The following is a 13,590-nucleotide window of genomic DNA, read 5'->3' on the forward strand; positions in this document are numbered from 1 at the left end:
ACGCACGCCGTGACCAGGGTCAATAACGTGATCGAGGTGGTCAATTACGTGATCGCAGAGGGCTCACGCCTGCTCAATTCTGTGATCGTCGACACTCCCACGTACCGCCTATGGTCCACATTCGCAGCCGGGGGTGTGTCTAGGACTACTGGACGGACCCCGCCTGGGCAGCGCCTGAAACTGGGCCTCATCGCCTGACAGCCGCCAAGGTTGAGGGCAGACCTTGCGAGCTCGAAGCATCCTTAGAGGACGCCAGAGGACGACGATGAAGCCTCTCCCGATCGTTGTCACCGTCGCCGCCGCGGTGCTCGTCATCGCGATCGGCTGGATGCTCGGACCCGGCGGATCCTGGTGGCTGGGACACATCGACGGCGTGACCGGCCTGCATGGTGAGAAGCTCGCCGCAGCCGGTGTGTCGCCACCCTAAGGACAGGCGCTTGGCTACGTCGATCCGGGAATCGTGCACCGGCTTGACGGCGATGTGATCCACGAGCATGGCGAGCAGTTCCTTCTACGCCGCCGGATCAGCGTTGCCCCACCAGATCTCCACGGTGTCGGCGCCGGGCGGCACGACGTCGGCGCCCCGCTTCTGCGCGATGGCCAGCAGCAGCCCGGGCGCCAGGAGCGAGGAGTGGTCGAAGAAGATGCCGTATATATGGCCGGTGCGCAGGCCGCGCGGGCAGCAGCCGAGCCATTGCGGCCAGCAGTACCCGTCCGGCCCAGTCCGGTCGCAGCCGGGCAACCTGACCACGCAGGACAGCGACCACCAAAATCTCCACCACCTTGGAGGCATCGCCCCCCGCACGAGAAGCGTCGGCCAGCCGAACAACCAGACCGTCAGCAAGCACAGGAGGCCGTAGGTACACGAGTGCCGAGGATAGGAGGTCAGGTCAGACGGCGTGATGAGTTATGGCACCGCACAGGGACGGCAGGGCCATGCCATCCACTCAGATATCAGCAAGATCGCCGCCCTGGCCGGCGGTGTGCCAGCCGTTGGCCAGCGAATACCAACCGGATTGTACCCAGCTGGAAGCCGTGAGCAGAGCGGTGCGAGGCTTGGTAGCCCGCTTCCGGCTGTGGCCAGCGCGGGGACTTTTTTCCGAGCTCACCTCGCCCTGCTCGCCCACAATATTGGCCCGCGAGTTATTGCTTTTACATTCCGACCGCTGCGAATTGCGCGGGAAATGCTACCAGCGATCTGATTTCCGGGCGGGAAAGTCATTATTTCCCGTGAGCGCCAGGCGACGTATAGTCAGACTGTTCTGTAAATGATCGGTGGGAAATGTGAGGGGTCGATGAAGATTGGCCTTGTTCTTCCGCTGGCGGAGTATCCGGGGAGGCAGCCCTCCTATGCGGAGGTTCGGGCGCTGGCTCTGCGGGCGGAGGACTATGGGTTCGATTCTGTGTGGCTCTTCGATCACCTGCTGTTCCGCGAGCCGGGGTTGCCCACCGAAGGTATCTGGGAGTGCTGGACTGTCCTGTCGGCGCTGGCAGAGGCGACCGAGCGGGTCACGCTTGGGACGCTGGTGCTGTGCACGGCGTTCCGCAATCCGGCCGTGCTGGCGAAGATGGCTGTCACGCTCGATGAGGTGTCCGGCGGCCGGCTGATCCTGGGGCTCGGATGCGGATGGCACCAGCCGGAGTTCGACGCGTTCGGCGTGCCGTACGACCGGCGGGTGGACCGGTTCGAGGAGGCGCTGCGGATCATCGTGCCGCTGCTGCGCACGGGTGGGCTGGGCCGCCACGACGGGCCCTACCATCGCCTGAATGATGGTGAGCTACGCCCTCGTGGGCCGCGTTCCACCGGCCCTCCCATCCTGGTCGGGGCGCACGGGCCGCGCATGATGCGGCTCGCCGCCGAGCACGCCGATCTGTGGAACAGTTGCTGGTTCGGCGCGGCCGGCACTGCTGAGCACGCGCTGTCGCGGCTCGGCCGCGCCTGCGCGGAGGCCGGGCGCGATCCCGGAACTCTCGGCGTCACGCTCGGAGTGAACGTCTTGGTGAGCGACGCTGGCGAAGCCTTCGCCCGGGAGGGACCGCCCGGCGCCTTCCTGGGGGGCCCGCCCGACCAGGTGGCCGACGGCATGCTGGCCTATCGCGACCTCGGTGTCCAGCATCTCATCTGCAACCTCAACCCGCATGACCAGGCCGCCCAGCGGCGGCTCGCCGTCGCGTTGCGCCGGTATCACGAGCGGGCCGATTCGAGCGCGGACCACGGGTTCGCAGTGGGGAGGTTCAACTGATGGCCTGGATCGTGGATGCCTCGCGGGTGATGCCGTTCCTGACGGCGGCCGAGCGGCGCGACGTCACCAGGGCGCTGTGGAGGCCGCCCTCGGCCGGGCAGGTCTTCCCGAACGCCGCCGAGCCGGCGCCGGCCCTCCCGGGCCCGGCGACTGCCAAGAGCCACAAGGACCACAAAGACGACAAGGACACCAAGGACTATAAAGATCACAAGGATCACAAGGATCACAAGGACCACAAAGATTCTAAAGATGACAAAGATTCGAAAGATTACAAAGATCTAAAGGACGCCAAGGACGGGAAAGACGGGAAAGACGTATCCGACTGGCCTATCTCAGTCACGCGGCCCGAGGCATACGCCCCGCCGCCCATACCCGCCCCGCCTTCGCCGCCCGCCGAGAGGTCATCCGCGCCGCCGAGAAGTGAGCAGGAGGAGATCGTCGAGACGCTTCGGGCGTCCCGGATCAACCGGTTCCTGAGGAGGAACGGCCTTGTCATCTGACCCGGGCGAGCCGGCAGAACTCATCGTGGTCGCCGACCCCGCCGACGAGGTCGCCAACGAGGTCGCCGAGTTCGTCACCGACAACGGTCACCGTGCGCGGATCCTCGATGTCTTCGAGGCGGCGCATTTGTTCACGGTCGCGGTGCGGGGCGGCGTGGCGATCGTCACCCCGGAGCACTCGATGTTCCTGCGCCTGCCGCCGCCCCCGGTGCCGCGGGCCGGGTTCGACGCCGAGTTCCAGTTCGGCGAGTGCCTGGCCCAGCTCTGGGCGGTCGCCGCGCTCACCCCCGCACCCGTGATCAACCGGCCAACACCCGACGGGCTCGGCAGCCGGGTCTCGTTCTCGGCTGCGCTGACCGAGATGCGGGCCGGGGTCGCCGTCGGCTCTGTGGAGGTGTTCTCGGCGCTGCCTCCGCCGCCCGCAGCGCCGGTTCCCGCGCAGGGGTCGCAGGACGCCGCCTGGTGGGTGCGTGACATGGTCACCGGCACCACCGCGCCGTGGAACGAGAACATGGACGGGCAGACGGGCGGGCCGTACCGTGCCCGCTGGTCGGCCGCCGACCCGGTGTTCGAAGCGGTCGTAGTGCTCGGTGACAGCGCCTGGCGGTGCACCACCGCCGACCTGGAGCACCTCGACCTCACCGGGCGCAGCGTCGGGATCGCCGCCGAGCTGGGGCTCGACCTGGCTGCGGTGACCTGGCGGCTGGTCCCCGATCTGACCTCTGCCGTGCTGATCGGCGTGGAACCGTTCCCCGCGCTGGAACAACTCCGCATGGTCTGGCTCGGTCTCGGCCCCCGGCTGCTCAAGGTGCTGTTCCCATGATCTACGCCATCGGGGTCGGCTCCGACCCGACGTATGCGCACTTCGTGTCCGAGACCCGGCGGATCGACGCGCCCGTCGCCGCCGTCGACCTGCGAGAGGTCGTGGCCGAGGGGAGATGGCGGCTGGCTGTTCCCGACGATGGCGACAGCGTCCTGCCCACCGCTGAGGAGACCCACCGGCTCGATCCGGCCGCATCCTACTTCTGCCGGCTCAGTGACCTGTCCGCCCTCCAGGACGACGTACGGCAGGCGCGACGGTGGCAGAGCCTGGTGACCGCGCTCACGGCGTGGCTCGACCACATCCCCGGCCAGGTCGTCAACCGCCCCGCCGTACGTGCCGACAACGGCAGCAAGCCACTGCACGAGTGGTCCCTGGCGAACGCCGGGTTCGCCGTGCCCGAAAGCCTGACCACCTCCGAAGGCGATCGGCTGCGCGCCTTTGCCGAGTCTGGGCCGACCGTAGTGAAGGCCGTCTCCGGGGTCAGGGTGACCTGCCGGCTGGTGCGTCCCGAGGAGTTCGACGGCTTCGACCGGCGGCAGGGGCCCGTGCACCTGCAGCGGTACATCGCCGGCGCCGACGTGCGCGCCCATGTGGTCGGCACGCGCGTACACGCCGAAGAGATCGTCTCCTCGGGAGTCGACTACCGGGCCGCTCCGCGCGAGCAGGTGGCTTTCACACCGTGCGAACTACCCGCCTCGCTGGCCGCCCGGATGACCGTGTGTACCCGCGACTTCGGTATGGCGTTCGCGGGCTGGGATTTCAAGGTGGCCGGCGACGGCGTCTACTGGTGTCTGGAGGTCAACCCGATGCCCGGATACGACTGGTACGACCGCAGGCTCGGCGGCGCAATCACCGCGTCCCTGCTTGGCCTGCTCACCCGGGGGGCGGCGCAGTGATCGAGGCGCTGCCCGTTCTGACCGCGGAGCAGTGCGCGGACGTCCGCGATGCCGTGCACGAACTGCGGGCCCACTGGATCCCTCGCGGCCAGGAGCCCGCGTCCTTCTTCACCCTGGGCACCCCCAGCTACCTGGACCTGGCCCAAAACCCTCAGACTGGCAACTACCACAAGCGGGCCGAGGCCGCGCGCAGCCTGCTGTACGACCGGTTCGGCTGGCTGTACAAGCGGCTGGGCACGGTGCTGAGGGAGCACCTCGGGGCATCGGCGTGCTACCCGGACGACCTGGCGCTGCCCGGATTCCACATCTGGCTGGCGCCCGCGGTGTTCACCAAGCCAAAGGCGCCCGTCCACTTCGACCTGCAATACCGCGCCTTCGACTGGCCACCCGGAACCGACCTCGACCGGCTGGTGTCGTTCACCCTGCCAATCCGCCTGCCGCAGTCTGGCGGCGGGCTCAACGTCTGGGACGCCACGTTCGAGCAGTTCGAGCGGGCACGAGCCAAGGGCTGGATCGAGAGTGCGACTGACCTGCAGCGTTTCCACACACTGACGCATGTCGCCTACACGGCCGGCACCATGGCCGTGCACTCCGGCCACATCCTGCACCAGGTCGCACCCACCAGCCGAGTACGGGCCGACGACGAACGCCTCACCCTGCAGGGCCACGGGGTTTGGAGCGCCGGACGCTGGCTCCTGTACTGGTGACCATGCTGGGCCGCGCACGCATCGAAAGTTTCATAGAGCGAGGGCTCTGCGTCTTGGAAGGCGCGTTCACCGCCCGACAGGCCGCCGCCGCGCGAGACCGCGTCTGGGAGCGCATGGCGGAGAAAGCGGGCATCCTGCGCGACGACTCCACCACCTGGCCACTGGCGTACGACATCGAGGAACGGCTGCCCGTACCCGAGGTGCTGGCGTGCTTCACCGACCGGCTGGCCGAGGCGATCAGGGAACTACTCGGCCCGGGCCGCTGGCGCGGCGACCGGTCGTGGGGTTTCTGGCCGGTCAACTTCGCGTACGGCGCCACCCTGCCATACGGCGTGCCGACCGAGGGCTGGCATGCCGACGGGAACTGGTTCCGCCACACGGTCGACGCCCATCGCCAGGGACTGCTGCTGATCGGCCTGTTCTCCGATATCGAGCCGCGTGGCGGCGGCACGATGGTCTCCGAGGGATCGCATCGGCGCACCGCCCATGTCCTCGCCGCGCATCCGGAGGGCATGACGCATCGGGAACTGTTCGACGCAGTGCTGGCCGAACCCATCGGCGACTTCCGGGAGATCACGGGCGCCGCCGGTGACGTCGTCCTCGGCCACCCGTTCCTGTTCCACACCCGCGGCTTCAAGCACACCGGGCCGCCTCGGTTCATCAGCAACACCGAGGCTGGGCTGCACGCCCCCCTCCGGCTCGACCGCAGCGACGGCACGCCGTACTCACCCCTGGAAGAGTCGATCCGCGCAGCCCTCAACAGTCCCCCGCCCGTATTCACCGCCTCCAAGCGCTGCCGCTTTTAAGGATCTGGCTCAAGTCTGGATGCTGTTGGTGATCTTCAGTCAGTGGATGGCGGCAGCGTGGCTGGAAGGGACAGTGAGCACGGGCTGGTTGGTCGGTTGGGGTAGAAGCCGGGGTGTCGTGATCGGCCAGACGTAGGACGTTGGTGCCGGCCGCTGTCAGGACGTGCGTCTAGCTAGCCGCTAGCGCTCTGGTTGGGGTGGGGGCTGCTGGGATGAGTCCTGCCGGTGCAGGAGTTCCCGTAGCGCCTCGCGTACGGGGATGAGGGCGCGGACAAGGTCGGTTAGGGCGGGCGGGACGCGGGTGGCGGTCTGCAAGAGCAGGACGGTCGCGCCGATCGCGGTGAGGATCGTGGTCGTCATGACGTCCACGGTCGGGCCCAGCCACATTCAGACGCATCCGGTATCGCACATTCACAGGAAACGGCAGATAGCAGACGACGGGCAGCTCTACGATCCGAACGGAACCGAATAGCCGAACCGGAAGACGCCTCCAGCGGGAGGGGTGATGGCCGACCTGGCCGGGATCAACAGCCGTGCGGACCTGCACGCGGCGCTGCGCGAGCTGTTCGATGAGTCCGGAGGCAGCTACCTGGAGGTGGCCACCGCGGCGGGCACCGGCGTGGCGACCGTGCACGACATGGTGAGCGGCAAGAGCTTCCCGCGGTGAACGACCCTGCGCAAGGTCCTGGGGGCTGTCGGGATCGCCGAAGCCGATCTGGGCGCGTGGAAGCAGGCCTATGCTCGCGCCGACCGCGCCGACGATGGGTGCCCGTACCGAGGTCTGGAAGTCTTCGAGCCTGAGCATGTGAAGTACTTCTGCGGGCGCCGGGATCTGACCCGGTTGCTGTGGGATCGGGTGTCGGCGCAGATCGGGCGGGACGGGCCGCTGCTGGTGACCGGGCCTTCGGGAGCGGGCAAGTCGTCGCTGTTGCGGGCGGGGCTCATCCCCGCCGCCGACAGGGCCTGGCCGAAGGGGCATGTGATCCTCACGCCGAGCGGGACCTCCGAACAATCCCGCGGCGACTCCGTCCGGGTCCTCGCCGATCGGTTCTGCGGCCAGGACGCCCCGGACGAGGTACGGGATCGCCTGGACATGCCGTCACCATGGCATAGGGGCGTTGCCCCGTCACCATGGCCGCTTCGCTGACGGCGCCCTTTCCCCCGGTCTCCTGCGTCGCACCTCGCTGGTCTGCCGCAAGCGGGGTTCGGAAACACGGTTCGATGCACCTTTGGGGATTCCGGGCCATGCAGAAGGGATGAACGGCGGATGCGCCGGCCGATACCGCGCCACGGCCGCCGGTGCCGGGGAACGCCGACCGCCTCCTGGTGATCATCGCGCTTGAGGGACACGGCCGCGAACCTCGCGCTTATGGCTGCCCGGCTCGGCACCGTGCCTTACATGCCTGACAAGATCATCTCGCTCTGACCTGCGAGAAGGGGCCAAGAACCCAAGATAACGATGGAAGTTAGTCACCTTCGAGACGCAATTCAGTCGCCTCCTGAGTCTCGCACTCTCGCGCCAGCCTGAGCACTTCCCCCAGGAGGCCTGCGACTTCCGGGTTATCATTCTTGACGAATTCAACCTCCACCTCGGAAATGAATTGCCCCATTTCCCGCGGGGTCAGAATCAGCGTTCCGTACGGGTCCACGCGGCTCAGCATCGGGAGGCCACTCGATATGCAAAGGCGCGCAAACATGTCCTGCGTGTCCAGCACCACGTCCACCTGATGCACGCGTCGCCGCTTCGAACTAGTGCCCTTCTGCTCCACGCTCACGAGCACTACATCTACACCCATGACATCACTCCCACGTCAGGCGTCGGGCACATACCCGCGCCCTCACTTTGGCCTGTTGGACGGAAAGGCCGAGATCAGCTTTCGATCGCGAACAACAACTCGGATGTAATACTGATCATTTCCAGCACCATCCCGCCCGATTGGAGTCGGGAACTTGTAGTAGTACGCGCCATCCGCACTCTGCCCGTCGAGCGCACGGTCGATCATCTTCTGAATCTTGGCTTTGCTTGTGGTATTGAACTTGCTTTTGTTTGGATATTTTCCACCCCGGATCACATGCCGATTCCATATGTGATCCCAACGCCCTTTGGAAATATACACAGGGCAGCTGGAATTGTGAACGAGGACCGGCGTCTCGCCCGCGAGCACATAATACGTGTGGAGACCACTGACAGTGAGGTCGTGTGTGCGCTGTCGGCCCTGCTGGTCGAGTACTCCTGTCACTTGGGGAGACGCGCCTGTGGGGCTGCGTAGTTCGTCGCCGATTCGGATGTCTGCGGCGTCGGTCCATCGCTTGGCGTCTATCAGCCAGAACGGGTGGTTGTCGGTCGCCGTGATGGTGGCGGGGCCTGGGCCGGTGGCAAGGATGAGGCGGGTGAAGTTCTCATCGTTCTCGGTGGTGATGGTGTTGGTGACCGGCCGTGCGGCAGTGAGTCCGCTTTCGGGGTCGGTGGCGGTCACCTGGTCCCCGACGCGGATGTCTTCGATGTTCCGGTGGCTGCCGTCCGCCATCAGCACCGGGGTGCCGGAGGGGAAGCTGTGGGGCTTCGCGCAGTCGGCGGTGTCCCGTTCGCGTCGTACGCGGTCGACGAGTTGTTTCACTTCGACCGCGGCGAGGGCGCGGGCGTCGATGAGGGTTCTGGCGCGGAGAGGGATGCTGTATCGGACTGTTTGGCCGCCGCTGGCGCGGGACTGGGCCTCGGCATCGGCCTTGTATTTCGCGGCGACGGAGGTGTAGACGGGGCCGGCACTTGCGCTGGTGCAGGTGAGGCTGCCGGAGACGGTGCTGCCGGTGAGGGGGAAGGTGCTGCGGCTGCTGGTGCACTGTCCTGCGGGCTGGCCGCCGATGGTGAAGGTCGCGCTCATGATGGCGGTGACCTTGCCGTTGGTGATGCGCGTCTGGGCCCCGCTGGTGACCTCTCCGGTGAACTTCTGGTTGGCGGTGCAGCCCCCTACGCCGCAGTTCAAGTCGCCCGAGCCGTCAAGGGTGAAGTTGATGCCGCTGTCGCTCGCGTCCTTGAGCTGCTTGGCCTGCTTCTCCAGGGTGTCGAACATCCGGGTGACGGCGTCCCCGACGATCGGTGTCAGGTCCATCCCCCTGGAGTCGCTCTCGACCAGGGGACCGGTGGTTACCTGAGGGATCTCGGTCGGCGTTTCCCCGTTCAGGAAACGCTTCGCCAATTCGGACAGGTCGTAGGGTTCCAGGCGCAGCACCCGGTGAGGCTTCTGTCGGGTGATGAGCAGACGGCCCGCCGAGGTGTCGATTCCGAGTGCAGGTTTCCCGTTCACGGTGACGGGCTTCTGCTCCGGGTTGTCCGCCTGCGGTACGTCGTTCAGATCCTTCAGGGCCTTGGACAGTTGAGCCGCCAGTTTCGGTGGCGACGGCCGCTGGTCGAGAACCTCAGTCAGCAGCTTGGAGCCGTCTTCATGCCCGACGGCCCATTCGCTGGGGGTCTTTGTGCCCGGTTTGACGTCGAAGTCGGGGGCCGGGTCTACCTGCCACCGGGTGAAGCTCTTCCCGCCAATCCGCAGGACGTCTTCATCGTGGTCCTTGATACCGTCGCCTGTGGTGCCGAACTGACTTCCGGACGCGGTGACGGTGATGTCTCGTTCGGTGATGCCGGCGATCGCCGTGTCGCGGTATCGCAGGCCCGGGGCCTTGGCCAAGTTGGCGACGGCTTGCTCGAACGGTTTCAGATTCCGCTTGGCCGCGGACGTGCTGGACTCGGAGGGGTTCACCCAGGCCAGCAACCCCGCCGCCAACGCCAGAACCAAAGCACCGACCCCGGCGAGGAGCAGCACGCGCTGAGGTCCGGTCAGCATCCGGAATCTGCGGGTCCGCGGGCGAGGCGCCGGTGGGTGGCCGGGAGGTGGTGGAGCGAACGTCGAGCCTAACTGCGGCTGCCTCTGGGGAGGTGGCTGCCCTTGTGGAGGGCCCGGCTCGGTCATGACGTCTCCTCATCTGGTCGGTCCCTCTGCCGCCTCGTCGGCGGCGTTGCGGCAACTGCGTCTGGAGTGCTGGTCAGGCGGGGGGCGTACCGCGCTCGTGATCGCACCTGGTACCGTGCGGCGGCTTCGCATCGCAGGATGTTCGTGGCCGGCGCGGAGTCCAGTGTGGAGGCCCGTCTCCAGGATTGGGCGTCTTTCTAGAAAAAAGTCTAGAATAATGCTCTAGACTCTGTGTGGCGAGGACCGGGGGATGCGCTGCTATGAGATCGAGGACGTCTGTTCGATGAGTCGGAAGCAACAACGCGGCGAAGCTACAGTCGAACAGGTGCTGGACGCCGCGCTTGGCATCTATGCCTCGTCGGGGGAAGCCGGCCTCACCCTCGGCGCGATCACCAAAGCCAGCGGGGTCAGCCCCGGAAGCCTCTATCACCACTTCGGCAGTCTCGACGGCGTGGTCGTCGCCCTCGCGCTGCGCTCGTTGGACCATCTCCTGAAGACACTGGTGGAAGCGCTGGCACAGGCGAGCGACGCTCGCTCCGGTGTCCAGGCCGTTGTCATGGCCTACCTGGACTTCGTCCAGGCCCATCCGGACGAGGCCCGCATCCTGCACTCCGTCAGCGCGGATCGAGAGGGCATGGCCCACGCCGGGCAGATCCGTGAGTCCCAGGAGGCCCGGCTGACACCGATCGCCCTGTGGATCCACGCCCACCAGGAATCCGGCGAACTCGCCGAGCTCTCCGCTCCCATGATCGAGTCCCTCGTCCTGGGCCCGGTCATCGGCGTCGTCCGCCGCTGGCTCACCGTAGGGGACCTCGATCTGAAGGAGGCCGCCCGCGTGCTGCCCGAACGCATCTGGCGCTCGGTCCGCCGGTACTAGCCTGGATCAACCGGGCGAACCCTGGTGAGGACGCCGACCGTGCGATCGTGACGTCCCGGCCGAGCTGGCGGAGGCTGTCGCGGCTGAGCGAGCCCGGCGACGCGTCGCCCGAGTCGGTAGCCGACCCGACCAGGGGCGGGTCGGCTACCGGGGCAGCCTCGCTGCGCGCTCGGGATGGGCGACGGTGATGGAGCGCATGGCGGTGCCGTCGTTCACGCCGAACAGGCGCATCAGAGCCGGCCAGCCGGCGCGGAGCCCAGCCTGGCACGCTGCGGTGGGCTGCCCCCGAGCAGTACGCAGACCTGAGGTGGTGAGGGCGACATCGCCTACCTGAACCCACGCGCCTCGGCGGACGTCAAAGGTCTGCTCTGAGCTGTTGTGAGGCGGGCGGTTCATCGCTGCGCCGCCGCCGAGTGCCGTTCTTCGCGTCGGGTCTCCGGTCCATGTCCACGAGCCGCCGGAGACCCCCTCGAGGGTGAAACCCCAAACACGTGGCGACGCGACAGCGTAGCGTTACGGAAGTGGCCAGCACGTCCGCTCTCCTGCAGCCGGGCCGCGACCCGATCGACATCGCCGCCGATGCCTGCGCCCGCGTCGCCACGCATCTGGACCTGCTCACGCACCGGCTCGGCGAGGCGTCGCTGAGCGAGGGTGAGCGCGAGCGTTTGGCGGCCGCGCTGAAGACGGTTGAACAAGCTGTCGCCAGAACGGCAGCGGACGTCGGCCTGTGGTGCGGTGGTGCGGGGCTCGGTCCCGGAGCCGGTGCGAGGCCCTGTGGCGGCGGCGCGGGCTGCGGTGCGGCCGGACCAGCCCACATCGAACCGCCCGTACCTGCCGGAGGCGATCCGCTCTGAGCGGCGACTCCGCCTGCGCCGGATCGGGCGAATGGCGGTGGCACGGCATGGGGTCGGCTGCCAGGTCGGCAGTTTCGGCTCGTCGGTTTCGCCACTCCAGTAGCGATCCCCCGCAGAAGCTACACCCCTTATCGCGTATCGCTAGCGTCTATACCTATCTGCGGACCATACTTCAGCTCCTGGGGCGCTCCTAGAGGAGTTCACCCAGCCCTGCACCATTCCGACACGGCAACACCGCACCAGAAACGGGAGACGGAACCATGGCGGAGACCAAGGGCATACTGCTGCCGGCCTATGTGGTGGTCGACGAATCGGCGTCGATGAGCCCTTATCAACAGGAGTTGTCGAACGGCCTGTGGTCGTTGTGCGAGGGCCTGCGGGCCGAGCCGATGATCGCGGCCAAGCTGCGTCTGGCCGTGCTGGGTTTCTCCGACGATGTGCAGGTCCGGCTGGCCGTCGCCGACATGCGCGCCGAGACGACCCTGCCGCAGTTGGTGATCCGCGGCGTGACCGAGTACGGGGCCGTGTTCGGCGATCTGCTGGGCCGCATCCCGGCGGACGTCAAGTGGCTTCGCGACCAGGGCTACAGGGTGCACCGGCCGGTGGTGTTCTTCCTCAGCGACGGGCAGCCCACGGACGGGGACGCCTGGCAGCAGCCGCACACCCGGCTGACCGACAGGTCCCAGACGCCGACGGCCCCGAACATCATCGCGTGCGGCATCGGAGATGCCCAGGCCGCCACCATGGTGGCGGTTGCGACCCGCCCCGAGTTCGCCTTCGTCGCCAAGGCGGGCACCGACATCGGCCGGGCGATCTCCGAGTTCTTCCACTCGCTCACCGCCAGCCTGGTCGCCTCCGGGCAGGCGCTGAACTCCGGCCGTTCGGAGCTGGTGGTGAACCGGCCCGACCAGTTCACCATAGCGATCGAAGAGGTGCGCTAGTGAGGGCACCCGTGACGGGCGGCGCCGCGGCGCCGCCCGCGTCTGCGTCGGCTCCGTCGGCTCCACCGGTGGCGGCGTCCGGGGCTGTGCCCTGGCTGCGGATCCCGGTGGGCACGCCGGGACCGGAGTTCGAGCCACGGCCACCGGGCTCCTACGCCTACGACTACCCCGACAGCGAATGCGACGGCTGGTCGACGCCCGCGCTGACCCTGCGGTTCGCCTCTGTCCGCGGAGCCAAGCACCGGTACTACCGGCAGCCGCGCCAGGACGCGGCTCGCGCCGCCGCACACGAGCCGACCGGCGCCGTGGTGTTCGCCGTCGCGGACGGCGTCTCCAGCGCCGTGCACTCCGAACTCGGGGCCGTCGAGGCGTGCCGGGCTGCCGTGGAACGCCTGCTCCACCTGGTGTCCGCGAGCGCGGAACCGCTGGACCTGGCCGACGTCGCCCACCATGCGGCACGGCGGCTGTGGGACATCACGCGGCGGCGGCTGGACGGCAGGGAGCCCGAGCTCGCCGAGGTGGCGGGCCAGCACGCGACGACGCTCGTCGCCGGTGCCGTACGCCCCGTCCCGGACGGTCCTGCCGTGGTCGAGCTGTGCCGCATCGGGGACTCCGGGGCCTGGGCACTCGATCCGGCCCGCGCGCACTACGCCTCGTTGTTCCGCCCGAAGACCGCGCCGGATGCCGTCCTGGTGTCGAACGAGGTGGCTCCGCTGCCCCAGGTGCCCCATCCCCTGGAGCAGACCCGCGTCCCCCTGCTGGAGCACCACGTGCTGCTGGTCGGCACCGACGGCTTCTCCGACCCGCTCGGCGACGGCGACGGCCAGGTCGGCTCGCTGTTCGCCGGGCACCTGGGCGCACCCTGCCCACCGTTGTGGTTCGCGCACGTCCTGGACTTCTCTCGGGAGACCTTCGACGACGACCGGACCCTGCTCGCGATCTGGCCGCGGACGACGGAGCGGTAATGACAGCGGGTCC

17 protein-coding genes are annotated in these 13,590 nt (G+C 67.8%); 13 read left to right on the forward strand and 4 right to left on the reverse strand.

What is annotated here, in order from left to right; all coding sequences use genetic code 11:
- Window positions 1–265 precede the first annotated feature (265 nt).
- Window positions 266–427: a hypothetical protein gene (locus tag ACWDRB_RS62505; protein WP_449911444.1), complete on the forward strand. Its 162-nt coding sequence runs from the start codon at window positions 266–268 to the stop codon at window positions 425–427.
- Window positions 428–511: 84 nt separating this feature from the next.
- Here ACWDRB_RS62505 and ACWDRB_RS62510 read toward each other — a convergent pair whose 3' ends face one another.
- Window positions 512–751, reverse strand: a complete 240-nt coding sequence (locus ACWDRB_RS62510) for a hypothetical protein (protein WP_449911446.1) — start codon at window positions 749–751, stop codon at window positions 512–514.
- Between the two features lie 544 nt (window positions 752–1,295).
- Between ACWDRB_RS62510 and ACWDRB_RS62515 the strand changes: the two genes are divergently transcribed.
- Genes ACWDRB_RS62515 through ACWDRB_RS62540 form a run of 6 tightly spaced genes read left to right on the forward strand, consistent with a single transcriptional unit; the run spans window position 1,296 to window position 5,975 of the window.
- Entirely contained in the window at window positions 1,296–2,243 is a 948-nt protein-coding gene (locus ACWDRB_RS62515; protein ID WP_449911447.1) for an LLM class flavin-dependent oxidoreductase, read from the forward strand.
- Window positions 2,243–2,743 (forward strand): hypothetical protein, encoded by a 501-nt coding sequence (locus ACWDRB_RS62520; protein ID WP_449911449.1) that lies wholly within the window; start codon window positions 2,243–2,245, stop codon window positions 2,741–2,743. The genes ACWDRB_RS62515 and ACWDRB_RS62520 overlap by 1 nt, the downstream gene beginning before the upstream one ends.
- Window positions 2,733–3,566 (forward strand): hypothetical protein, encoded by an 834-nt coding sequence (locus tag ACWDRB_RS62525; RefSeq protein ID WP_449911451.1) that lies wholly within the window; start codon window positions 2,733–2,735, stop codon window positions 3,564–3,566. The genes ACWDRB_RS62520 and ACWDRB_RS62525 overlap by 11 nt, the downstream gene beginning before the upstream one ends.
- Window positions 3,563–4,462: an ATP-grasp domain-containing protein gene (locus tag ACWDRB_RS62530; RefSeq protein WP_449911453.1), complete on the forward strand. Its 900-nt coding sequence runs from the start codon at window positions 3,563–3,565 to the stop codon at window positions 4,460–4,462. The genes ACWDRB_RS62525 and ACWDRB_RS62530 overlap by 4 nt, the downstream gene beginning before the upstream one ends.
- Window positions 4,459–5,169 (forward strand): hypothetical protein, encoded by a 711-nt coding sequence (locus ACWDRB_RS62535; protein ID WP_449911454.1) that lies wholly within the window; start codon window positions 4,459–4,461, stop codon window positions 5,167–5,169. The genes ACWDRB_RS62530 and ACWDRB_RS62535 overlap by 4 nt, the downstream gene beginning before the upstream one ends.
- Before the next feature lie 2 nt (window positions 5,170–5,171).
- Complete coding sequence (locus ACWDRB_RS62540) at window positions 5,172–5,975, forward strand: phytanoyl-CoA dioxygenase family protein (protein ID WP_449911456.1); 804 nt, start codon at window positions 5,172–5,174, stop codon at window positions 5,973–5,975.
- A 180-nt stretch (window positions 5,976–6,155) separates the two neighbouring features.
- On the opposite strand, the gene ACWDRB_RS62545 is transcribed toward ACWDRB_RS62540, so the two are convergent.
- Window positions 6,156–6,335: a hypothetical protein gene (locus ACWDRB_RS62545; RefSeq protein WP_449911458.1), complete on the reverse strand. Its 180-nt coding sequence runs from the start codon at window positions 6,333–6,335 to the stop codon at window positions 6,156–6,158.
- A gap of 145 nt (window positions 6,336–6,480) precedes the next feature.
- Here ACWDRB_RS62545 and ACWDRB_RS62550 point away from each other — a divergent pair, with 145 nt between their 5' ends.
- Together ACWDRB_RS62550 and ACWDRB_RS62555 are read left to right on the forward strand one after the other, a co-directional pair.
- Window positions 6,481–6,642: a hypothetical protein gene (locus ACWDRB_RS62550; protein WP_449911460.1), complete on the forward strand. Its 162-nt coding sequence runs from the start codon at window positions 6,481–6,483 to the stop codon at window positions 6,640–6,642.
- Window positions 6,643–6,756: 114 nt separating this feature from the next.
- On the forward strand, window positions 6,757–7,122 hold the full coding sequence (locus tag ACWDRB_RS62555; protein WP_449911523.1) for an nSTAND1 domain-containing NTPase: 366 nt from the start codon (window positions 6,757–6,759) through the stop codon (window positions 7,120–7,122).
- Between the two features lie 319 nt (window positions 7,123–7,441).
- On the opposite strand, the gene ACWDRB_RS62560 is transcribed toward ACWDRB_RS62555, so the two are convergent.
- Together ACWDRB_RS62560 and ACWDRB_RS62565 are read right to left on the reverse strand one after the other, a co-directional pair.
- Window positions 7,442–7,771: a hypothetical protein gene (locus ACWDRB_RS62560; RefSeq protein WP_449911461.1), complete on the reverse strand. Its 330-nt coding sequence runs from the start codon at window positions 7,769–7,771 to the stop codon at window positions 7,442–7,444.
- Window positions 7,772–7,813: 42 nt separating this feature from the next.
- Window positions 7,814–9,793, reverse strand: coding sequence for a polymorphic toxin-type HINT domain-containing protein (locus ACWDRB_RS62565; RefSeq protein ID WP_449911462.1), 1,980 nt, complete (start codon window positions 9,791–9,793; stop codon window positions 7,814–7,816).
- A 472-nt stretch (window positions 9,794–10,265) separates the two neighbouring features.
- On the opposite strand from ACWDRB_RS62565, the gene ACWDRB_RS62570 reads away from it, so the two are divergent.
- The 4 genes from ACWDRB_RS62570 (at window position 10,266) to ACWDRB_RS62585 (ending at window position 13,577) form a co-directional block, all read left to right on the forward strand.
- The gene (locus ACWDRB_RS62570; protein WP_449911464.1) at window positions 10,266–10,817 is read left to right on the forward strand and encodes a TetR/AcrR family transcriptional regulator; all 552 of its coding nucleotides are present in this window, start codon (window positions 10,266–10,268) and stop codon (window positions 10,815–10,817) included.
- 521 nt (window positions 10,818–11,338) lie between these two features.
- Window positions 11,339–11,671: a hypothetical protein gene (locus tag ACWDRB_RS62575; RefSeq protein ID WP_449911466.1), complete on the forward strand. Its 333-nt coding sequence runs from the start codon at window positions 11,339–11,341 to the stop codon at window positions 11,669–11,671.
- A 260-nt stretch (window positions 11,672–11,931) separates the two neighbouring features.
- On the forward strand, window positions 11,932–12,612 hold the full coding sequence (locus ACWDRB_RS62580; protein WP_449911468.1) for a vWA domain-containing protein: 681 nt from the start codon (window positions 11,932–11,934) through the stop codon (window positions 12,610–12,612).
- Window positions 12,612–13,577, forward strand: a complete 966-nt coding sequence (locus ACWDRB_RS62585) for a protein phosphatase 2C domain-containing protein (protein WP_449911470.1) — start codon at window positions 12,612–12,614, stop codon at window positions 13,575–13,577. The genes ACWDRB_RS62580 and ACWDRB_RS62585 overlap by 1 nt, the downstream gene beginning before the upstream one ends.
- The last annotated feature ends 13 nt before the right edge of the window (window positions 13,578–13,590 follow it).

The sequence above is a fragment of the Nonomuraea sp. NPDC003707 genome, from assembly GCF_053587055.1.